We start from the raw sequence: 20,788 nt of genomic DNA, 5'->3' as shown, positions 1-20,788 counted from the left end.
GAAATACCGTGCCCCGTGGGTCTCTGACGAACTGGCCGGCCTATTCGGCGGCCGCCGCCTCGCTGCGCAGCTCACGCGGCAGCGGGAACACCATGTCCTCGACCACCGTCGAGACGGTGTCGACCGTGACCTCGTAGCGGGCCGCGAAGGCGTCGATGATCTCCTCGACCAGCACCTCGGGCGCCGAGGCGCCGGCGGTGAGGCCGAGCTTCTTCACGCCCTCGAAGGCCGGCCAGTCGATCTCCTCGGCGCGCAGCATCAGGCGGGTGATCGGGCAGCCGACCCGCTCGGCGACCTCGCGCAGGCGCTGCGAGTTCGAGGAGTTGGACGAGCCCACCACAATCAGCGCATCGACCAGCGGCGCGATCTGCTTCACCGCCTCCTGGCGGTTGGTGGTGGCGTAGCAGATGTCGTCCTTGTGCGGCCCGGTGATGTTCGGGAACTTCTGCTTGAGCGCGTCCACGATGTGGCGGGTGTCGTCCACCGAGAGCGTGGTCTGCGTCACCCAGGCGAGGTTGTCCGGGTTCTCGGGTTCCAGGGCCGCGATCTGGTCGAGGTCCTCGACCAGCGTGATCGAGCCCTTGGGCAGCTGGCCCATGGTGCCGACGACCTCGGGGTGGCCCGAATGGCCGACGAGCAGGACGTGACGCCCGCGCTTGTGATGGATCTCGGCCTCGCGGTGGACCTTGGTCACCAGCGGGCAGGTCGCGTCGATGGTGGTGAGCCCGCGCTCGACGGCGTTGGCCGGCACGGTCTTGGCCACGCCGTGGGCGGAGAAGATCACCGGCGCGCCGCTGTCGGGCACCTCGTCGAGCTCGCGCACGAAGACGGCGCCCTTCCGCTTCAGGCTCTCGACCACGTACTTGTTGTGGACGATCTCGTGCCGGACGTAGACGGGCGGCCCGTAGATCGCGAGAGCGCGCTCCACCACGTCGATGGCGCGCACCACGCCGGCGCAGAAGCCGCGCGGTGCCGCGAGCAGGATCTCCAGCGGGGGCTTGGTACCGGCCGCAGCCGCGTCGGGATTCGTGATGTCGGCGCTCATGGCCCGGATGTGGCGAGGGCAGGCCCGTTCTGTCAACAGGCGGGCCCCGCGAAAGCGCGCGCGCGCGGGCGGCGCAGGGCACGATTGCGCGGGCGGCGTGGTGCTCCGGCGACAGATCGGGCGCGGCCCGGGCCGATCCTCAGGCCACTCCCCCGACCGGTGTCCTTAATGCATCCGCAAGGTTGTACCGTCTAGCTTGTGCACGCGGCCATCCAGGCCGGCAGACGGACTTCCATGGTGCCGACCGGAGCAGAGCGGACCGCAGCGACGGAGCGGGGCGGCAGGGAGCCGAACCGGATCGGCGCCTTCGCGCGCGACAGGCGCGGCAGCACGGCCATGGAATACGCGATGATCGGTGCGCTGATCTTCGCGGTCGCCGCCGGGACGATCAAGCTCTACGGCACGAAGATGAACGACGTCTACGGCCGCATCGGGGCGACCGCCGCCCAGGTCCAGTGACGCCGCCGGCAGGCGGTCTCAAGCGCTCCCGGTCCTCGGCGGGGTTCGGCCGGCGGGCTTCGGCGGGGTCGAACCGGCCGCCTCGGGCTTCGCGGCGGCCTGCTGCGCGGCGGTTGCGCGCGCGCCCTCGCTCCAGAAGGCGTCGAACAGGCTTTGCATCGCCCGCACGTTCTGCTGCTGCACCTCCGCGCCCGTCTGGAGCAGCTGCTGCAGGAGATCCTGCCCGGCAGCCTTCGGATCCGCAGGTCCGGTATGCCCGGCCCGCGCGCCCTGCGGGCGCGCCTCCGTCCGGGTCCCGCGGGTCGCGGGTCGCGCCGGTTGCGCGGCCGGCGCCTCGGCGGGCGGCAGGAAGGCCTTCATCATCTCGATCCAGGCCTGGTTGATCGGGAAGCCGGCGGCCGCCTGCGGCGGCTGGGCCGGCTCCCGAGCGGGCGAGGGGGCGGCCGGCGGGTTCAGCAGCATGTGGACGATGCTCGCCACCACGGCGCCCGCCATCATCGGCAGCATCTGGCGCAGCACCTGCGCGCCCACGCCGCTCGCCATCGAGGCCTGCTGGAGTACCGCCTGGGTCAGCATCGGCTGGCCGAAGAGGTTGGCGAAGCCGGTGGGATCGTTCGACCCCATGCGCTGCAGCCCGATCGCGAAGGCCGGCAGCAGGGCTTCGAGGGCGCGGCGGGTCTGCTCGGGGCTGAGGCCGAACTGCTGGGCGACGCCCTGCATCCCGGCAGCACCAGGACCCTGCAGCATGTCGAGCGGGTTGAACATGGCCTGGGGCCTCGCTGATACCGACGCGGAGCCGGGCCGATCCCGCGCTGCGGGCCGTCCCGTCCAAAGCGCAAGTCTGCCCTGTCGGGCACCCGATGACCAGAACGCGTCGGGCCGGAACGGAGGCGGACGGCTACGGGGGCTGAGCCCATCCTCACCTATTCGCGCCGATCCTCCGCGCGCGCCAGCAGCACCTCCTCCTCCGGCGCCGCCTCGGGGTCCCGGGGAGGGCGCTCCAGCAGGCGCTCGGCGGCCTCGCGCCGGTCGTGGCCGATGATGTCGCGGGTCTCCGCGTTCAGCGCACGGGCCGGGCGCTGCGGGGCGGTCAGCGGCTCGGGCTTCAGTTCGGCGGGTGCCGTACCGCGCAGCCAGCCGCTGCCATCCGGCAGCGCGCCGGCCTGCTGCAGAACGAGGCGGGCGACGTCGCGCTTGCGCACGTCCTCGACGCGGGCGGCCGCGGCCTCCGCCGGCAGGCCCAGCCCCTCCAGGGTGGCGCGCCCGAACTGAAGCGCCGACTCGAAGGTCTCGCGCAGCTGGAAGTCGACGTCCCGGTTCATCAGCTCGACGGCGTGCATGCGGTCGTAGGCGCGCACGTAGGTGCGCACGTTCGCGAACTCCTCGTGCACGATGTCGACGATCTTCAGCGCGGCCTCCGCGTCGTCCACGCAGATGCAGACGAGTTCGGCCCGGCCGATACCGGCCGCGCGCAGCACGTCGAGGCGGGTGCCGTCGCCGTAGTAGATCCGGAAGCCGAAGCGCGAGGCCGAGCGGATCTGCTCCACGTCCTTGTCGATCACCGTGACGGCGATGCCCTCGGCGAGCAGCACCTGGGTCAGGATCTGGCCGAAGCGGCCGAAGCCGATCACCAGCACCCGCGTCTCGGCGCTCTCGATCACGTCGGTGGTGGGAAGGTCCGGACCGCCCGACCGGGCGCGCAGGGCGTCGAGCGCCTTGTCGAGACCCTTCGCCGCCACCGGCCCAACCAGCATGGTGAGGGCGGCCAGCGCCACGGCGAAGCGGGTGCTCGTGGCGTCGGTCAGCCCCAGCCCCTCCGCCTGCGGCAGGAGCACGAAGGCGAACTCGCCCGCCGGCGCCAGCACGGCGGCGCCCCGCACCGCGTCGAGCGGGCCGGAGCCGAACAGGCGGAAGAGGGCCGCCACCAGCGCGACCTTCACCAGGATCGCGGCCGCGGTCGCGCCGAACAGAGCCGGCCAGACCGCCCGCACCAGCGCACCGTCGATCGACATGCCCACGCTCATGAAGAACAGGCCGAGCAGCATGCCGCGGAAGGGCTCGATATCGGCCTCCAGCTGGTGGCGGAAGTTCGACTCGGCGAGCAGGATGCCGGCGAGGAACGCCCCCATCGCCATCGAGAGGCCGACCTCCTGCATCACGAGCGCGGTGCCGAGCACGACGAGGAGGGCGGCGGCGGTCATCACCTCGCGGGCGCCGGACGCTGCGAGCAGGCGGAAGAACGGGTTGAGGCCGTAGCGGCCGACCAGCACCACGGCGACGATCGCCCCGAGCGCCTTGGCGGTCGAGAGCGCGGCGTCGCCGAGCCAGGGCGCGTCGCCGCCCCCGCCCGCCGAGGCCATCAGCGGCATCAGCGCCAGGATGCCGACGACGGCGAGATCCTGGAACAGCAGCACCGCGAAGGCGCGGCTGCCGTAGGCGGTGCCGAGGTCGCCCCGCTCCTCCAGGAGCTGCAGGGCGACGGCCGTCGCCGAGAGGGCGAGCGCGATGCCGATGACGGCGCTGGCGCCGAGGCCGATCCCTGCGAGCATCCCGGCGCTCCCCAGCACCAGGGCGCAGAGGGCAAGTTGGAGTGTGCCGAGGCCGAAGATGTCCCGCCGCATCGAGACGAGCTGCGAGAGGTGCAGCTCCAGCCCGACGATGAACAGGAGCAGCACCACGCCGATCTCCGCGACGCTCGCGGCGGTGCCGGGCTCGGCGATCAGCGAGAGGCCGGAGGGGCCGATCAGCACGCCGGCCACGAGGTAGCCCAGCACCGCGCTCTGCCCGGCGAGGCGGAACAGGGGCACGCCGATCACTGCCGCCGACAGGAAGGTGAGGACGGGCGGCAGGAAGCTCGCGTGTTCGGCGGGACTTGCCATGGCGGGCGCAAAAACCTCGGGGTCGGCTGCGGAGGCGCCCAACCCTTAGCCCGGCCGCCGTCCCGGCGCGAGCGCCCGACGGGTGCCGTACGTCACGCCAGGGCCTCAGGGGAGCCGGAAGGCCACCAGGGTCATGTCGTCCCGCCGGGGCTGGCTGCCGCGGTAGGCCGCCAGGTCCTGCTCCAGCCCGGCGAGTTGCGCGTCCAGATCGTCGTCGGCGCGGGCGAGAAGGCGCTCGGCCACGCCGCGCTGGCCCATGAGCCTCGGGCGCTCGCCGGGCGCGCCGCCCATCTGGTCGGTGACGCCGTCGGTCATCAGGTAGAAGGTCGTGCCGGGCTCGACGGCCACGGGCGTGTCGGCCTCGGGCAGCGCCTCTCGCCCGGTGCGCGGATAGCCGAGGCCGCGCCGGCCGCCGCGAACCTGCGCGACGGCGCCGTCCCGGATCGCCGTGAGCGAGAGCCCCGCGCCGGCAAAGAGCAGGCTGCGCCCGGCCGGATCCCAGACGCAGATGCCGCAATCGAGGCCGTCGTCGGACTCGGCGCCGCGCCCGTCCTGGCGGAGCTGGGCGCGCACCATCGCGTCGAGGCCGGCCAGGATCGCGGCGGGCGAGCGCAGGCCCCGCTCGTGCAGCAGCCGGTCGAGGGCGGTGGCGACGATCAGGGTCAGGAAGGCGCCGGGCACACCGTGGCCGGTGCAGTCCGCCACCACGATCACCGAGAGGCCGTCGATCTCCTCCAGCCAGTAATAGTCGCCGCCCACGAGGTGCAGCGGCTGGTACAGCACGGCGAGCGCGACGCTTCCGCCGAGGGCCGTGCGCTCCGGCAGGACCGAGGCCTGGATGCGGCGGGCGTAACCGATGCTCTCGATCACCTGGCGGTTGGCCGTCTCGAGCTGGGCGTGCGCCTGCTCCAGCGCCTGGAGCAGGCGCTTGGCCTCGTCGCCGCTCTGCAGGCCCTCGACCATGCTGTTGAAGGCCTGGGAGATCGCGTCGATCTCGTTGCTCGGCCGGTAGGCGCCGCCGAGATCGACCGTGGTCCAGCGCTTGTGCTCGACCTTGCGCATCGCCACGAGCAGGCGCTTCAGCGGCGCGACGACGTGGCGGCGCACGGTACGGTTGAGCGTCGCCACGAAGGCCAGCATCAGCACCAGGCTGGTGCCGAGCGCGAGCAGCGCCTGCCGCTCGGCGTTGTCGCGCAACGCCTCGGCGGAGAGCACCAGCGTGAGGTTGCCGGACCGGTCACCGGCCGCGTCGAGCGTCGCGCTCACTTGAACGCGGTTCCAGTCCCGCCCCTGCGGCCGCTCGCCCGCGCTGCCGAGGAGCGTGCCGGCCCCGTCGCGCAGGGCAGCGTAGCGGAAGGCGGGATCGCGGGCGAGCGCCTGGAGCTGCGGCCCGAAGATCTCGGGCGCCCGCTCCCAGCCGGGCCGGGCGATGGCCGAGGCGGTGAGCGAGGCCAGGATGTTCGCCCGGTCGGTGTAGAGGCGGATCTGGTCGGTGTAGTTGACCCAGGCGATCCCGGCCTGGGTCAGCAGCACCACCGCGGCGATGACGGGGTAGATCCGCAGGAACAGCGTGCGGGTCAGGCTGTCGAGATCGTGACCGCGCGCGGCCCCGCGCAGGGCGCCCGGGGCCATGATCGCGGTCGCGTCCGCCACGTCGGCCGGGACGTCGGCGAAGCCGAGATTGTCCAGCAGGTCCTCGCGCCGCATCGGCCCGGCACCGCGCAGGCCGCCGCGCCGGGCCGCCGGGGAGGGGATCTCGGCGCTGCTCTCGGCGCTGCTCATGGGATCTTCCCTGACCGTCTCGGAGGGTTCTCGAACGGGGTCGCGCGGGAGCCTCAGTCCGTCCCGCGGCTCTCGGCGCACCGGACCCGGTCGCGGCCGCCGTCCTTGGCCCCGTAGAGCGCTTCGTCGGCCCGCTTCAGGGCCTCGGTCAGCGGCTCGCCCACAGCGGAGGCGGCGAGACCGACGCTGACCGAGATCGCGAGCATGCCGCCCTCGGTGGGCACGGGCGTGTCCGCCACGGCGCGGCGCAGGCCCTCGGCGAGGGCGAGGCCTTCGGCCGGGCCGGTCTCCGGCAGCAGGACCGCGAACTCCTCGCCGCCCATGCGGCCGAAGGCGTCGCCCGCGCGCAGCGCCCCCCGGCAGGTCGCCGCGAAGGCGACGAGCGCGGCATCGCCCGCCGCATGGCCGTGGCCGTCGTTGATGCGCTTGAACCGGTCGAGGTCGAGCACCAGCAGGCAGGCGTCGCCGGCCGTGCGCGGCCAGGCCCGCTCGGCGATCTCGAGGAAGCGGCGGCGCGTCAGCGCGCCGGTAAGGTGGTCGGTGTCGACGAGGCGGCGCAGCTCCGCCTCGAGGCGCCCACGGTGCTCGATCTCGGCGGAGAGCGCCGCGTTGAGGGCCTGGAGTTCGCGCTGCTGCTCGGCCATGCGCTGGTTGGCCCGCTGCAGGTCGAGCTGCATGCGGTCGCTCATCCGCACGAGCCGGCGCTGCTCGCGCGTCCCACGCCGATAGGCGCCGGCGAGTTCCTGGACCCCCTCGGCCATCTCGGAGAGGCGCGCTAGCATCACGTCGGCGCGGCCGATAATGGCCTCTTCGGCGTCGAACAGGCTGAAGCCGTCCTCATGCCCGGCCGAATGTCCGGTGGAGCGCGGCGGATCCCCCGCGGGACGCAGGACGGCCTCCTGGGCGCGCTTGAGCGCGGCGGCGCGGCTACCGGGCATCAGACCTGCGCCTCCATCACCAGTTCGAAGGCCGCGTGCTCGAAATCGGCGGCGAAATCCTCGCCGGCCTCCGCGATCGTGTCGTCGCCCTCGGCGTAGAGCCAGCGGATCGTGACCGGCCGGCCCGCGGCGGCGGCGTCCTCCAGCGGCATGAACAGGTTCATCAGCGCCTTGGCACTCGACGAGTTGAAATAGGCGAGGCCGACCTCGAAGGTGAGGGGGGCTCGGCCCCCCTCGGCCAGATCGGCGCGCAGGGCTTGGAGCAGCGGCCCGTAGAAGGCGGCGGCATCCTCCGGATAGGATTCGCCGCGCAGCGACAGGCGGCCGGCGGCGAGGTCGAAATCGACCTCGGGCGAGCGGTCGGTCGCGGCGATCTGGATGCGCGTCATCGGGCGGGCCTCAGATATAGGCCTTGAGGCAGAACAGGCTGCGGTCGGCGCCGGTCGCCTGGAAGTCGTACTCGACCGGGGCGCTGGAGCGTCGGGCAATCTCGATCAGGCCGATGCTGCCGCCGAGGCTGCCCTCGTCCGGCGCCTGCCGCAGCTTCTCCCGGTAGAACTGCTTCAGCGCGTCCCCCGAGAGGCCCGACAGGTGGTCGAGCCGCTCGCGCAGGCGTGGTACCTCGGCGTTGCCGACCTCGTTGCCGCAGACCACGAAGAAGCGCTCACCCTCGGTGCCGACCACGATCATGCCGCTGCTGACCCGGCCGGGACGCGGCTCGGCCTCGGGCTGGATGCGGTCGGCGGAGTAGCGGATCACGTTCTGGGCCTGCTCGACGAAGATCGCGAAGACGCGCTTGGCCACGCCCGCATCGGTCTCCTCCTGGCGCATGCGCAGCTTCAGCACCTCGCCGAGCGAGAACAGCACGCTTTCGGAGAGGTCGCCGCCGAAGGACAGGATCACCCCGTTCCGCTTGGCGGCCTCGTGGAACGACAGGAAATCGTGTGCGAGCACGGGAACCTCCGAGAGCGGGACGCGCGATGGCGCGCGGCCCTCGACCGGGCATGCTCCCATCCATAGCCCGGATCTCTCAACGAATTCTTACTCCCAGTCCCTGAGGTTGTAACGCGCAAGTCTAGGCCAAGATTTCGATTGCAACGTGCAAGCCCATGATCAGAGCAGAGTGCACAAAGATTGTGCTTCAAGCGGGAAGGAGCGGGAAGGCGCACCCGCGCTGGCCGACGCGCGTCCGGCCGGCGCGCGAGCGCCGGATGGTCTCAGGCGCGGCCGGCTTCCTTACGCAGGGCGTCGATGCGCTTCGAGGCTTCCGCCTTGTCGAGCTCAGGGTCGAAGGCTTCCGGCTCCTTGGCCTCCTCCGACAAGGTCTTGAGATAGGAGGCTTGCGCACCGGTCATCGGCTCGCCGCCGGTCGTCCACTGGTCCGGATCCTTGATCTGGTTCGAGACATCCTTCGGGTCGGTCTTGGGGTTGGCGTCGTGCGTGTCGGCGGCTTTCTTCGCGGCGGCCTTGGCCATGAGGGAACCTTTCGTTCTTGAAATGTTCCTATCAACGCGACCGGCGTTTGGGGGTTCCCGGCGGCCGCGAGACGGCGGGGGATGGCTGCGAGCCGCCCCTCACCAGGGCGAGGTCGACCATGCCCGACGCGCTCCCTACCCCGCGGAGGGGGGAGGAAGATCGCGCGGGGCCGGCGGGAGTGAAGGGATCGGCCCCTCAGGCGGCCTCGGCCTTCGGCTGCACCTCGGCGAGGTAGTCGTCCATCAGCGTCTTGGTGAGGGCGGCCGGGGTGAAGCGGTAGGGCCCGATCTCGGAGACCGGCGTGACCTCGGCGGCCGAGCCCGTGATGAAGCACTCGGAGAAGTCCGCCATCTCCTCGGGCGCGATGCGGCGCTCGACCACCTCGACGCCGCGGCGGCGGGCCAGCTCGATCACGGTCTGGCGCGTGATGCCGTTGAGGAAGCGGTCGGCGGTGGGCGTGTGGATCACGCCGTCCTTCACGAAGAAGACGTTGGCGCCCGTGCACTCGGCGACGTTGCCCTCGAAGTCGAGCATCAGCGCATCGGCGTAGCCCCGGTTCTCGGCCCGGTGCTTCGAGATCGTGCAGATCATGTAGAGGCCCGCCGCCTTCGAGGCGCAGGGCGCCGTGCGGGGATCGGGGCGGCGGTACTCCGCCATGTCGAGGCGGATGCCCTTCATCTTGGTGGCGGCGTCGAAGTAGCTCGGCCATTCCCAGGCCGCGATGGCGAGATGGATCGTGTTGCCCTGGGCCGAGACGCCCATCATCTCCGAGCCACGCCACGCGACGGGGCGCAGATAGGCGTCCTTGAGGCCGCTGGTCTTGAGGACGAGCTGCTTGGCCGCCTCGATCTCCTCGACCGAGAACGGGATCTTGAAGTCGAGGAGTTCGGCCGAGCGGTGCAGGCGCTTGGTGTGCTCCAGGCTCTTGAAGATCCGCCCGCCGTAGGCCCGCTCGCCCTCGAACACCGAGGAACCGTAGTGGAGACCGTGGCTCAGCACATGGATCTTCGCCTCCCGCCACGGCACCATGGCGCCGTCGAACCAGATGGTGCCTTCACGCTGGTCGAACGGGATGACGGACATCGGCAGGGTCTTCCTGGTGGCGGCCCTCCGGAGGGCCGGGCATGTCTGGCGGAACGCGGGGTGCGCCGGGTGGGGCGGATCCGTCAAGCGCCGAATCCGCGAGGCTGGCTCGCGCCGGCCGGATCGCCCGGCCGGGCAGGGTTGACGGGTACCAACCGGGCTGAAATATGTCAACGAGACTGACTTATATCGGGATCGACAGAGACGTGACACGCGAGCCGCCGCGCGCAGACCGGACCGTGGACGCCGCCGGGGAGCTGGCCGGCGCCGCGGCGAGCCCGCGCGAGACGGCCTGCAGCAGCGACGACCTGATCGAACTCCTGTTCTTCGCCTACCGCGACTTCGTCGGCGACCCCGACCGGATCCTGGCCGAGTACGGCTTCGGCCGTGCGCATCACCGGGTGCTGCACTTCGTCGATCGCTACCCGGGCCTGACGATCGCCGAACTCCTCGACATCCTGCGCATCACCAAGCAGAGCCTCAACCGCGTCCTCAAGGACCTGATCGAGCAGGGCTACATCGTGCAGCGCACCGGCACGAGCGACCGGCGCCAGCGCCTGCTGTTCTGCTCCGGCTCCGGGGCGACGCTCGCCGCCGAGCTGACCCGGGTGCAGGCCCGGCGCCTCGCCCGGGCGCTCGCCATGCCGGGCGGCGCCGGCGGGTCGCCCGAAGCCTTCCTGCTCGCGATGATCGAGCCCGACGAGCGCGCGGCGGTGCGCCGCCTGATGGCCCGGCGCGGCCAAGGCGTCGGCGAGCAAAGCATCGGCGAGGGCATCGGCGAGGGCATCGGCGAGGGCATCGGCGAGACCGGCGACCCGATGGACGAGAAGATCCTCGGGCAGGACGCCGCCTGATGGGAGCCGCGCGCGCCGAGCTGCCCGAATCCGCCCCGCACGTGCTCGTCGTCGACGACGACCGGCGCCTGCGCGAGCTTCTCTCCCGCTATCTTGCCGACCAGGGTTTTCGCGTGACGAGCGCGGCGAGCGCGGCCGAGGCCCGGGCCAAGGCCCAGAGCCTGCTGTTCGACGCGATGGTGCTCGACGTGATGATGCCGGGCGAGAACGGCTTCGACTACGCCCGCAGCGTGCGCGAGACCTCGCGGGTCCCGATCCTGATGCTGACCGCCCGCTCCAACACCAACGACCGGGTCATGGGGCTGGAGATCGGCGCCGACGACTACCTGCCGAAGCCCTTCGAGCCGCGCGAGCTGACGCTGCGACTGAGCAACATCATCAACCGCTCGCAGGCGGCGCGCCCCGCGAACGGCACCGAGCCCGTGACCTTCGGCCCCTTCGTCTTCCGGCCCGACCGGGGCGAGCTGCGGCGCGGCGAGGAGGTGATCCGCATCACCGAGCGCGAGCGGGAACTCCTGACGATCCTGGCCGCGGCGGCCGGCGGCAACGTCGAGCGCGAGCAGCTCTCCGGCGGCGTGGGCGCCGTGGCCGAGCGGGCGGTCGACGTGCAGATCAACCGCCTGCGCCGGAAGATCGAGGTCGATCCGGCCAACCCCCTGCTGCTGCAGACGGTGCGGGGCGTCGGCTACAGGCTGGCCGTCGATTAGCCGGCTCTGTCGGTTCTGCGCTCCCGCGTATCCACCCGCAGCATCAGTGCCACCGGGATCAATCCCACCAGCACGATCAGCAGCGCGGCGACCGTGCCGTCCTCGTAGGTGCCCCGGGCCGCCTCGCCGTAGAGGTGGGTTGCCAGGGTCTCGACGTTGAGCGGGCGCAGCAGCAGGGTCGCGGGCAATTCCTTGGCGCAATCGACGAAGACGAGGAGCGCCCCGCTGAGGAGCGCCGGCCAAGCGAGCGGCAGCTGGATCCGCCGGAGCGTGCCGAGCGGGCCCCGCCCGAGGAGCCGGCTCGCGTCCGGCAGGGTGCCGGGCAGCCGCGCCAGACCCGCCTCGCTGGTGCCGACCGCGATGCCGAGGAAGCGCACCAGATAGGCGGTGACCAGGGCACCCCCCGTGCCGAGCCCGACGAGGGCCGGGGCGGCGCCGAACAGCGCCTGTCCCGCATCCGCGAGGGCGCCGTCCGCCAGCGCCAGTGGCCCGAGCAGCCCGATCGCCAGGATGGTGCCGGGCAGCGCGTAGCCGAGCCCGGCGATCCGGATCAGGCCCGGCCCCCAGCTCTTGCGGGCCAGCAGCCGGGGGCTCGCCGCCACCAGGAAGCCGATGGCTGCGGCGATCAGCGTCGCGACGCCCGCGTAGAGCACCGTGCTGGCGATCTCGCCGGCCAGCCGCGCGGGGATCCCGGTGCGCAGGACGCGCGCGGCGGCACCGTAGCCGAGGAAGCCCGCCGGGATCAGGAAGCCGCAGGCCACCGGCAGGAGGCCGAGCCCGAGTGCGGCCAGACCCGCGCGCCGCGAGAGCGGCAGGCGGGCCATCCGGCGGGGCCGCTGCGCCGCGGTCGCGAAGCTCCGGCCCCGGCGGGCGCGCCGCTCGGCCGCGACCAGCACCAGCACCAGGGCCAGCATCACCAGCGCGATCTGCGCCGCGCCCGCGAGGTCCGAGCGGTTGATCCAGGTGGCGTAGACCTGCACGGTGAGCGTCCGCACGCCCAGGAACTCGGCCGCGCCGATGTCGTTCAGCGCCTCCATCAGGGCGAGGCTCGTGCCCAGCGCGATCGCCGGCCGGGCGAGCGGCAGGGCGACCCGGCGGAACGTGGTGGCGGGGCGCCCGCCGAGCGTGCGCGCCGCCTCCATGAGATTGGCCGCCTGCATCCGGAACAGCGCGCGGGTCGGCAGGTAGACGTAGGGGTAGAGCACGAAGCCCAGGAGCAGGATGCAGCCCGGCAACGAGCGGATCTCCGGGAAGGGCAGGTCGCGCGGGCGCGTCAGGCCCAGCAGATCGCGCAGGGTGGATTGCACCGGCCCCAGCGGGTGCAGGAGGTCGAGATAGGCGTAGGCCACGATGTAGGTCGGCACCGCGAGCGGCAGCAGCAGGCCGATCTCGAGGAGGCGCCGGCCCGGGAACTCGTAGGCCGCAACCAGCCAGGCGGCGCCGGTGCCGACCACCGTCACCACGAGCCCGACGCCGAGGAGGAGGGCGCCCGTCTGCCACAGGGCCTGGGGCAGCACGTAGGCCCAGAGATGCGGCCACAGCTCGCCCGTGCCCTGGAGCGCGGCGTGGGCCAGCGAGACGACCGGGCTCAGCACCAGGGTCGCGACCGCTAGGGCGGCCAGGCCGAGGAGCAGGGCGGAGGCGCGTGCCCGGAGGGTGCCGGGGCGCCGGGGCAGGGGGCGGACGACGGGCTCGGCTGCGATCATCCCAGCATTCGACGGCACCGCCATCCTTCCTCCCGGGCCCCGGCGCGACGGCTCGACATGATCGCTCGCCTTGGCAGCCCGGGAGCGAGCCTGTAACCCGGCTCCGGTTCTGAGGGAAACGACATGCGGCTCGTTGTGGTCGGCGCCGGCGGGCGCATGGGGCGGATGCTGGTGCGGGCCGTGGCCCAGGCAGAGGGCTGCACCCTCTCGGGCGCGATCGAGCGCGAGGGCGCCGACGTGCTGGGCCAGGATGCGGGCACGCTCGCCGGCCTGCCGCCGCTCGGCGTCCCGGTCACCGACGATCCGCTGGCCGCCTTCGCAGCCACCGACGGCGTCCTCGACTTCACGGCGCCCGCCGCCACCGTGTTCTACGCCGAGCTCGCCGCGCAGGCCCGCATCGTCCACGTGGTGGGCACCACGGGGCTCTCCGAGGAGGATCTGGCGGCCCTGCGGGCGGCCGCCTTCCACGCCCGCATCGTGCGCTCGGGCAACATGTCGCTCGGCGTCAACCTCGTGGCCGAGCTGGTGCGCCGGGTCGCGGCCTCGCTCGGCGAGGAATTCGACATCGAGATCGCCGAGATGCACCACCGCCACAAGGTCGATGCGCCCTCGGGCACCGCGCTTCTGCTCGGCGAGGCGGCGGCCGCGGGCCGCGGCGTGGACCTCGCGGAGGTGCGCGTCTCGACCCGCGACGGCCATACCGGCCCGCGCCGGCCGGGCGACATCGGCTTCGCGACGCTTCGCGGCGGCAGCGTGGTGGGCGACCACAGCGTGGTCTTCGCCGGCCCCTCCGAGCGCATCACCATCAGCCACCACGCGGAGGACCGGGCGCTATTCGCCAGCGGCGCCGTGAAGGCGGCGCTCTGGGCCCATCCGAAGCCGCCGGGCCTCTACACGATGACAGACGTGCTGGGGCTGTAAGCCGGGCCGTGGCCGCACCCCGCCTCCGCTTGGGTCGGCGGCCCCGGCTCTGCTAGGAGCGCCGCAGCGAAGCCGGACGGACCGGCGGCACGAAGGATACGGATCGATGGAGCGCCTGCTCGTCCTCGCTCGGCACGGCCAGAGCGAGTGGAACCTCAAGAACCTGTTCACGGGCTGGCGCAACCCGGACCTCACCGCCCTCGGCGTCGAGGAGGCCCGCAAGGCCGGCCGCTGGCTGAAGAGCGAGGGCTACGGCTTCGACGTCGCCTTCACCTCCGACCTCGGCCGGGCGCAGCGCACCTGCGCGCTGATGCTGGAGGAGATGGGCGTCAGCGACATCGAGGTGATCCGCTCGCAGGCGCTGAACGAGCGCGACTACGGCGAGTTGTCGGGCCTCAACAAGGACGACGCGCGCGAGCGCTGGGGGGCCGAGCAGGTCCATCTCTGGCGCCGCTCCTACGACGTGCCGCCGCCCGGCGGCGAGAGCCTGAAGGACACGGCCGCCCGCGTGCTGCCCTTCTACATCGAACGCATCCTGCCCCGCGTGATGGCGGGCGACCGGGTGCTGGTGGCCGCCCACGGCAACTCGCTGCGCGCCCTCGTGATGGTGCTCGACCATATGACGACCCAGACCATCGCGGGGCTCGAGATCGCTACCGGCGTGCCGCTGGTCTACCGGCTGGCCTCGGACACCACGGTCGCCGCCAAGTCGGTGCTGGAGCGGGACATCGACGTCTGAGCGGGCACCCGGGCAGAGGGATGGAGCCGGGGATCGCGCTGGCGCCGGGGCTGGTCCACCACCCCGGCTGGCTCGACGCGGCTTCGCGCGCGGCGCTGCAGGCGGAGGTCGCGGCGGTGCTCGCCGCGGCGCCCGCCTACACGCCCCGGATGCCGCGCACCGGCAAGCCCTTCTCGGTGCGCATGACGAATGCCGGGCCGCTCGGCTGGGTCTCGGACGCGGCCGGCTACCGCTACCAGCCGCAGCACCCGGAGACCGGGGCACCCTGGCCGCCGCTGCCGCCCACCGTGCTGCGGGCCTGGGCGGCGCTCGCCGGCTACGCGGCACCGCCCGAGGCCTGCCTGATCAACCTCTACGGTCCGGAGGCCCGGATGGGCCTGCACCAGGACCGGGACGAGCGGGACCTCACGGCACCCGTGCTCTCGCTCTCGCTCGGTGCGCCCGCCCTGTTCCGCTACGGCGGCCTGAAGCGCACGGATCCGTCCCGCTCGATCCGGCTGCGAGCCGGCGACGCGCTCGTGATCGGCGGCCCCTCGCGGCTGATCTTCCACGGGATCGACCGCGTCCTCGCCGCGGGCGACCTGCTCGACCCCGGCGAGCCGGCCCTACCGGAACTGCCGGCGGGCTGGCGCCTCAACCTCACCGCCCGGCGGGTGAGCCCGCCTGTTGCCGGTCCGGTAGCCGCGAAGCCGTGACCGTAGCGCTGCCGAGAACCGGCGGGATCATCGCGCCCGTCTCCCCGGACGCGCCATCGCCCGGGATCTTGCGGTCTTCTCCACCGGCGCCGGTGTCGGACCGGGCGCACCGCGGCTCGTCGGCGCCATCATGGTCGCAGCCCGGGGGCCGCCGCTTGACAGCGGCCGGCCAGGGACCGACGCACTACGACGAGGGCGCTCGTTCAGCGAGGCCCGATCCGAAGAGTCAGGTTCCGATGCGCTTGCGGCATATCACGCAGAATCTGGGGGTCGTCGGGCTCGTTCTGGCGCTGTCGGCGCCGCCGGGGAGCCTTCCGGCCCGCGCGGCCGACGTCGTCTACCCGGCGGGCTCCCGCTTCGGCTTCCAGCCGCCCGCCGACATGGTGCCCTCGCGCCGCTTCACCGGGTTCGAGCGGCGCGAGGGCGGCGCCACGCTCACGGTGGTGGAGCTGCCCCCGAGCGCCTTCGCGGAACTCGTCACGAACTTCACCGACGCCAACCTCCTCGCGCAGGGCTTCGCCGTGGAGAAGCGCGAGCCGATGAAGATCGGCGAGGCGGAAGGGATGCTGTTCACCGGCGAGCAGCCGAGCACCCCGGGCACGGAGGGCCCCACCGTCCGCAAGCTCCTGCTCCTCGTCGGCGATCCGAGCGTGACGGGCATGATCGTCGCCCAGGCGCTGCCGGACGCGGAGACCGAGGCGAGCCTGCGGGCGCTGATCACCAACGTGACGATCCGCCCAGCCCTGACGCTCGCCCAGCAGGTCGACGCGCTGCCCTTCCGCATCAACGATCCCGCCGGGTTCCGCCCGGTGCGCGTGCTGGCCGGCAACTCGGTGCTGCTGACCGAGGGCCCGAAGGACCAGATGACGAGCATGGAGCAGCCGATCCTGGTGCTCGCCCAGGCGGTCCAGCAGCCGCCGACGGCGGAGCAGCGCGACGGCTTCGCCCGCAGCGCGCTCTACGCGAACCAGACCATGAAGGACTTCGTCATCGAGCGCGCCCAGAGCTACCGCCGCAACGGCGTGGACTGGCACGAGATCGTGGCCCGCGCCGTCGATGTCCCCTCGAACAAGCCCATCGTGGTGGCCCAGACCATCCGCTTCGCTCCGGACGGGTACCTGCGCGCGGTCGGCATCGTGCGGGACGACCAGCGGGACGACACGCTGGCGAAGTTCCGCCAAGTCGTCGACAGCGTGCAGATCAAGTAGCGGGACGCGTCGAGGGGACATCCGCGGCGCGTGCCGGCGACCTCCGGTTTGCCGTCACCTGCCCCGGGCATCCGGAGCAACGGCCCTCTCCTATCCGCCGAGGGCTTGGCAGCCGTCACGGTGTCCGGCGGGTCGTCCGGCGCGGCCACGACCTCCAGAACGCGGTCGCTGCGATCGCCGCGAGGGCGAGTGCGGCCAGCGCGAGGCCGAGGCCGAGGCCACGCGGCCGATAGCGGAGCACCAGGTCGCCGCTCCCTGCCGGAATCACCACGGACGGCAGGATCGCGTTGACGATCTCGACGGTGAGCGGCTGCCCGTTCCACACGGCCTCGTAGCCCGGGTACCAGGCCCGCGCCCATACGATGCGGCCGCCCGAGCCGGCCAGCCCGTAGCGCGCCTCCCGCACATCCTCCGCCGCCGTCCTGATCTCCGACCCTTCGGGCAGGCGCGACAGCGTGCCGGGCAGGCCTGGCAGCATCCGCTCGAACAGGATCCCGCTCTCGACGGATCGGTGGGTCCAGCCCGGGCCGGCCACGGCCGCGAAGGCCTCGGCACGCGCACCCGCCTGCGCCGTGACCCGCGTCACACGGGCGAGATCGAGGGTGCTCGCACCGGTCACGGGATCCGGGCGCGTCCAGCGCTCGGCCGCGTCGAGGCAGGACCCCCCGATATAATCCATACAGAGGGCCCCGAAGCCCAGGCCGCGCATCGGCGAGTAGCCGGCGATCGCGGCGTTGCCGGTGTAGAGCGCGGTGTTGCCCTGCGGGAAGGCGAGATACAGGCCGGCCGGGGCATCGCGGATGTCCAGCCTCCTGAACAGGGCCCGCTCGAACAGGAGCAGCGCCGTGTCGCCCTGCCGCGGACCGGGCTCGCCGCGGTAGGCCGCCCGCTCCATCGGCGGCCGCCAGTCCGGGAACTGGCTGTTGCCCGGAAAGACCTTGGTCAATGCTGCGAAGATGGCGATGTGGCTCACCCCGATGGCGATCAGCCCCATCCGGGTTCGGGGCCCCCCGTGGCGGAGGACGATCAGCACGACCAGGACCACCGGCAGGAGAAGCAGGAGGTTCACGCCGATCGCATCGATGAGCGGGAGGCCAGCGAGGACGCCGGTGCCGAGGATCAGCGCCGACGTTCGGCGGGCGGACCAGACGTGCCCCGGCTGGCCGAGGAACCACGCCCCCAGAACCGCGCAGCCGATCTGGAAGTAGGGCAGGAAACGGAAGGGCCAGCGCAGCTGCGACACGCCCGGCGCCGCGGCGAGGAGGCCGAGCACGAGGATCGCGGCGAGGAGGAGAGCGGCACCGGTGCCGGCCGGCCCGCGCAGCCGCGGCCACGCGCCGTGCAGCATGGCGACCGGGATCCACCAGCCCACGTACTGCATCGGCGGCGAGACGACGAGCGAGAGGCCGCCGAAGCTGATCCAGGCCTGCGGGAAGACCGGCGCGCCGATCGCGACGAGCGTCGGGAGCGGTGTCTGCCACTGGTGCGGGTCGAACGATTCCGCCAGCCGCGCGGAGCTGCCGATCGCGGCCGCGAGCGGCATCCAGGCGGGCGCCGCGAGCGCGAAGCCGAGGCCCGCCGCCAGCACGGCCCGGAGGCCGGCACGCCGGTCCGCGCCGGCGAACGCCCCCGCGGCCACGCCCGCCGCCAGACCCGCCAGCAGGGCCGCGTCCGCGAAGGGCCAGCCGCTCGCCACCACGAGGAAGACCGCCAGGGCCGCGGGCGGGACGAGGCGGCTGTCCCGCCCGGCCCAGATCAGGAAGGCGGCAGCCCACGCGAGCCAGGCCGCGCTGACGAGGCCCGGCACCCAGCTCACCGCGCCCCAGGCGATGAGGCCGAGGCAGGTGGCGCCGGCGAGGCCGCCGAGCACGGCGAAGGGCCGACCGGTGCCGATGCTGCGCCCGAGCGCGTAGGTGCCCGCGCCGAGAAGGCCGATATGGAAGACGGCGTAGAAGGCGGCCGCTCTGTCGAGGCGTTCGAAGCCGTCGAGCACGCGGTAGAGCGCGAGGCAGACCGGGTTGAACACGCCGTACTGGTACTCGGCGAGGAACGCGCCGCCCTGGAACAGGCGCGGCGTGAGGAACGGCCACTCCCCCGACCGGATCAGCCGCGCGATCTCGAGGAAGCCGGGCAGGAAGTAGGACTGGGCATCGTCCCTGAAGTAGAAGCTCGGCTCGTGCAGGAGGGGAATCGCCGCCGTCGCGGCGGCGAGGCAGGCGGCCAGGAGAGCGTGACCGATCTCAGCGCCGGCCCGTGACCGACGGCTCCTCGACGGAGCTCCGCCGGAGATCGCCGCCCGCCCGGCGAGCGGGCCGGTGCCGGCCGTCATCGCGTCCACACCGCCAGGACCGACTTGCCCGCCCGGTAGCCGATGAGCGGATCGACACGGCGCGAGAGGGGCACCATCAGCCGGTCCCAGACGGCGATCTGCCGGGACGTCGGCATCGCCTGACGCAGGAGCGCGGCGTTGGCGAAGGATGCGGCCAGGCCGACGCTGTCGAGATAGCGCAGCCGCACGAGCCTCAGACCCCCGGGCGCGATCGCCCGAAGGCTGGCGCGGGTGTAGCGCCGCTCGTGCCCGATCGCCGCGTCGAAGGGCGAGTAGAGGCGGGGATGGGCGGGTGCGAGCACCACGAGGGTGCCGCCCGGGGCGAGAGCCGCCGCCGCCCGCGCGAGTTCCGCCAGGTCCTCCCGGATGTGTTCGAGGACGTCGATGTAGAGGATCGCGTCGTAGGGCCCCGCGGCGGCGCAGGCGGCGCCCAAGGACGCGAGCGTGCCCTGGCAGGCGCGGACATGCGCCGGCAGCGTCCCCTCCGCCACCTTCGCGTCGACGGCTGCGGCGAAGCGGCGGTCCGGTTCGAGGCAGGTCCAGTGCGTCACGCCGGGCCGGCGAGCCAGGACCTCCGCGGTCGCGCCGAGCCCGGCCCCGACATCGAGCACCCGGCCGCGCAGGAACGGCGCGATCTCGCGCGACCAATAGGCCTTCCAGGATCGGGCCGCGGCGAAGAGGTCGAGTTCGGTGCCGACGTAGCCGTCCGCGGTCAGGAGGCCGCTTTCCATGTCGTCCGTTCCCATGCCGCGTCTTGCCATGCCATCCCTTGCCCAGCTGCCTCGTCCGGCGGCGCCCCCTGGGCGGGCGGGGAGGGCCGCTGCACCGGATCCGCGCGGGAAACCAGGAAGCGCTCCGCCTCACGGGCCGGCACCACCTCGGACAGGGACCGCCGGTTGAGGTGCGAGGCCGCGGAGGCGAGCGCGAGGAGGATCGCCTGAAGCAGCGCGACGAGGAGCAGGCCGGCCGCGCTCGTGGCCCAGCCCGGCACGGCCATATCCGTGCCGAAACGGATCGCGACCACCGCGACCAGCGCGGCGACGAGGCCGCCGGAGAAGAGCCCGAGAGCGATCAGGAGCCGGACGAGGCAGACGTCCTCGAAGACCGCGATCGCGTTGAGCCCGTGCCGGATCAGGCTGGTCAGGTTCATGCTGGAGCGGCCCGCGTAGCGCGTGCCCCGGTCCAGGCGCACGCGGTGCAGGGGCAGGCCGGATCGCAGCAGCGTCGCGGCGAAGTGGCTCCACAGCGCCGGGCTGTGGACGAGGCGGGCCAGCGCCCGCGGCGGGATCACGCAGTAATGGCCGAAATCGATCGTCTTGCCGGTCCCGATCACGAAGAAGGCCTTGAACACGGCGTAGCCGAGGGCGAAGCGCGCGCCCTCGAAGCGGCGGCCGCGCCGCACGCAGATGATCGCGTCCGGATGGGCCGCACTCGTGTCCAGGAGGTACGGTATGTGTTCCGGACGATCCTCGCCGTCCCCGTCCATCACGATCACGGCGCGGTAGGAGGCTGCGCGGGCGCTCGCGACGGTGAGGCCGACTGCGATCGCGCGCTGGTGGCCCAGATTGGCGACCAGGGTCGCCCGCCGGAGGCGGATGCGGAGGCCCGCGTCGGCGACGGCGCGCAGCGTCTCGTCCCCGCACTGCCACGAGCCGTCGTCCACCACGATGAGGTCGGCCGTCAGGTTCCGCGCCTCGCAGACGGTCCCGATCGCCTGGGCGAGATGCCGGAAGGCCGCCCAGTCATTGTAGACCGGAACGACGATGCCGATCGGCAGCGCCTCCTCCCCGGCGGCCGCGCGCAGGCCCGCCAGTTCCCGTGCGGCGCGGGCGAGACGGTCCCCGGGCGGCTCCGGTGGAGCGTCGACCACATCCCTCATCATCCCCCCGGGCGCCGACGGTTCCGGTCGCGCTGGTCCGGGCAGCGGACGCCCCGAGCCGGCTCGAAGGGCAGGATGGCCAAACACG

Annotated in this window: 20 protein-coding genes; 7 read left to right on the top strand and 13 right to left on the bottom strand. The window is 72.9% G+C overall.

Annotated elements, in window-relative coordinates:
- Positions 1-40: 40 nt before the first annotated feature.
- A complete protein-coding gene (ispH, locus tag DK427_RS03330; protein ID WP_109950023.1) occupies positions 41-1,045 on the bottom strand; it encodes a 4-hydroxy-3-methylbut-2-enyl diphosphate reductase in 1,005 nt (334 codons plus the stop codon).
- A 234-nt stretch (positions 1,046-1,279) separates the two neighbouring features.
- Between ispH and DK427_RS03325 the strand changes: the two genes are divergently transcribed.
- Entirely contained in the window at positions 1,280-1,504 is a 225-nt protein-coding gene (locus DK427_RS03325; protein ID WP_109950022.1) for a Flp family type IVb pilin, read from the top strand.
- 18 nt (positions 1,505-1,522) lie between these two features.
- On the opposite strand, the gene DK427_RS03320 is transcribed toward DK427_RS03325, so the two are convergent.
- The 8 genes from DK427_RS03320 to DK427_RS03285 all read right to left on the bottom strand — a co-directional run bounded on the left by DK427_RS03320 (position 1,523) and on the right by DK427_RS03285 (position 9,662).
- Positions 1,523-2,269 (bottom strand): DUF937 domain-containing protein, encoded by a 747-nt coding sequence (locus DK427_RS03320; RefSeq protein WP_109950021.1) that lies wholly within the window; start codon positions 2,267-2,269, stop codon positions 1,523-1,525.
- 158 nt (positions 2,270-2,427) lie between these two features.
- Positions 2,428-4,383 carry a monovalent cation:proton antiporter-2 (CPA2) family protein gene (locus DK427_RS03315; RefSeq protein WP_109950020.1) on the bottom strand — a complete coding sequence of 652 codons (1,956 nt, stop codon included), beginning with the start codon at positions 4,381-4,383 and terminating at the stop codon, positions 2,428-2,430.
- Between the two features lie 105 nt (positions 4,384-4,488).
- Positions 4,489-6,165 carry a PP2C family protein-serine/threonine phosphatase gene (locus DK427_RS03310; protein ID WP_204165260.1) on the bottom strand — a complete coding sequence of 559 codons (1,677 nt, stop codon included), beginning with the start codon at positions 6,163-6,165 and terminating at the stop codon, positions 4,489-4,491.
- A 53-nt stretch (positions 6,166-6,218) separates the two neighbouring features.
- Positions 6,219-7,103 carry a GGDEF domain-containing protein gene (locus DK427_RS03305; RefSeq protein WP_109950019.1) on the bottom strand — a complete coding sequence of 295 codons (885 nt, stop codon included), beginning with the start codon at positions 7,101-7,103 and terminating at the stop codon, positions 6,219-6,221.
- The gene (locus tag DK427_RS03300; RefSeq protein ID WP_109950018.1) at positions 7,103-7,492 is read right to left on the bottom strand and encodes a DUF1987 domain-containing protein; all 390 of its coding nucleotides are present in this window, start codon (positions 7,490-7,492) and stop codon (positions 7,103-7,105) included. The genes DK427_RS03305 and DK427_RS03300 overlap by 1 nt, the downstream gene beginning before the upstream one ends.
- A gap of 10 nt (positions 7,493-7,502) precedes the next feature.
- A complete protein-coding gene (locus DK427_RS03295; RefSeq protein ID WP_109950017.1) occupies positions 7,503-8,057 on the bottom strand; it encodes a SiaB family protein kinase in 555 nt (184 codons plus the stop codon).
- A 263-nt stretch (positions 8,058-8,320) separates the two neighbouring features.
- Positions 8,321-8,578, bottom strand: a complete 258-nt coding sequence (locus DK427_RS03290; protein ID WP_109950016.1) for a DUF3072 domain-containing protein — start codon at positions 8,576-8,578, stop codon at positions 8,321-8,323.
- A 196-nt stretch (positions 8,579-8,774) separates the two neighbouring features.
- Positions 8,775-9,662 (bottom strand): branched-chain amino acid aminotransferase, encoded by an 888-nt coding sequence (locus DK427_RS03285; protein ID WP_109950015.1) that lies wholly within the window; start codon positions 9,660-9,662, stop codon positions 8,775-8,777.
- 206 nt (positions 9,663-9,868) lie between these two features.
- On the opposite strand from DK427_RS03285, the gene DK427_RS03280 reads away from it, so the two are divergent.
- Together DK427_RS03280 and DK427_RS03275 are read left to right on the top strand one after the other, a co-directional pair.
- Positions 9,869-10,516, top strand: coding sequence for a MarR family winged helix-turn-helix transcriptional regulator (locus DK427_RS03280; RefSeq protein ID WP_245930783.1), 648 nt, complete (start codon positions 9,869-9,871; stop codon positions 10,514-10,516).
- Entirely contained in the window at positions 10,516-11,223 is a 708-nt protein-coding gene (locus tag DK427_RS03275) for a response regulator (protein ID WP_109950014.1), read from the top strand. The genes DK427_RS03280 and DK427_RS03275 overlap by 1 nt, the downstream gene beginning before the upstream one ends.
- On the opposite strand, the gene DK427_RS03270 is transcribed toward DK427_RS03275, so the two are convergent.
- Complete coding sequence (locus tag DK427_RS03270; protein ID WP_109950013.1) at positions 11,220-12,929, bottom strand: ABC transporter permease; 1,710 nt, start codon at positions 12,927-12,929, stop codon at positions 11,220-11,222. The two genes, DK427_RS03275 and DK427_RS03270, sit on opposite strands and share 4 nt — an antisense overlap.
- Positions 12,930-13,052: 123 nt before the next feature.
- Here DK427_RS03270 and dapB point away from each other — a divergent pair, with 123 nt between their 5' ends.
- From dapB to DK427_RS03250, 4 genes are all read left to right on the top strand, one after another.
- Positions 13,053-13,850, top strand: a complete 798-nt coding sequence (gene dapB / locus DK427_RS03265; RefSeq protein ID WP_109950012.1) for a 4-hydroxy-tetrahydrodipicolinate reductase — start codon at positions 13,053-13,055, stop codon at positions 13,848-13,850.
- A gap of 106 nt (positions 13,851-13,956) precedes the next feature.
- Positions 13,957-14,589, top strand: coding sequence for a 2,3-bisphosphoglycerate-dependent phosphoglycerate mutase (locus DK427_RS03260; protein WP_109950011.1), 633 nt, complete (start codon positions 13,957-13,959; stop codon positions 14,587-14,589).
- A 20-nt stretch (positions 14,590-14,609) separates the two neighbouring features.
- A complete protein-coding gene (locus DK427_RS03255) occupies positions 14,610-15,284 on the top strand; it encodes an alpha-ketoglutarate-dependent dioxygenase AlkB (protein ID WP_109950010.1) in 675 nt (224 codons plus the stop codon).
- A gap of 236 nt (positions 15,285-15,520) precedes the next feature.
- Positions 15,521-16,492 carry a hypothetical protein gene (locus DK427_RS03250; protein ID WP_109950009.1) on the top strand — a complete coding sequence of 324 codons (972 nt, stop codon included), beginning with the start codon at positions 15,521-15,523 and terminating at the stop codon, positions 16,490-16,492.
- A gap of 115 nt (positions 16,493-16,607) precedes the next feature.
- On the opposite strand, the gene DK427_RS03245 is transcribed toward DK427_RS03250, so the two are convergent.
- From DK427_RS03245 to DK427_RS03235, 3 genes are read right to left on the bottom strand one after another with little or no spacing between them, the layout of a single operon-like run.
- Complete coding sequence (locus DK427_RS03245; RefSeq protein ID WP_245930782.1) at positions 16,608-18,821, bottom strand: hypothetical protein; 2,214 nt, start codon at positions 18,819-18,821, stop codon at positions 16,608-16,610.
- Complete coding sequence (locus tag DK427_RS03240) at positions 18,818-19,552, bottom strand: class I SAM-dependent methyltransferase (RefSeq protein ID WP_109950008.1); 735 nt, start codon at positions 19,550-19,552, stop codon at positions 18,818-18,820. Before DK427_RS03240 ends, DK427_RS03245 begins: the two co-directional genes overlap by 4 nt.
- Positions 19,534-20,700 (bottom strand): glycosyltransferase family 2 protein, encoded by a 1,167-nt coding sequence (locus DK427_RS03235; RefSeq protein ID WP_109953970.1) that lies wholly within the window; start codon positions 20,698-20,700, stop codon positions 19,534-19,536. Before DK427_RS03235 ends, DK427_RS03240 begins: the two co-directional genes overlap by 19 nt.
- Between the last annotated feature and the right edge of the window lie 88 nt (positions 20,701-20,788).

Source organism: Methylobacterium radiodurans, from assembly GCF_003173735.1.
In the GTDB taxonomy this organism is placed as follows: domain Bacteria; phylum Pseudomonadota; class Alphaproteobacteria; order Rhizobiales; family Beijerinckiaceae; genus Methylobacterium; species Methylobacterium radiodurans.
Note: the sequence above shows the minus strand (reverse complement) of the source record. Positions and strands in the feature narration are given on the sequence as shown.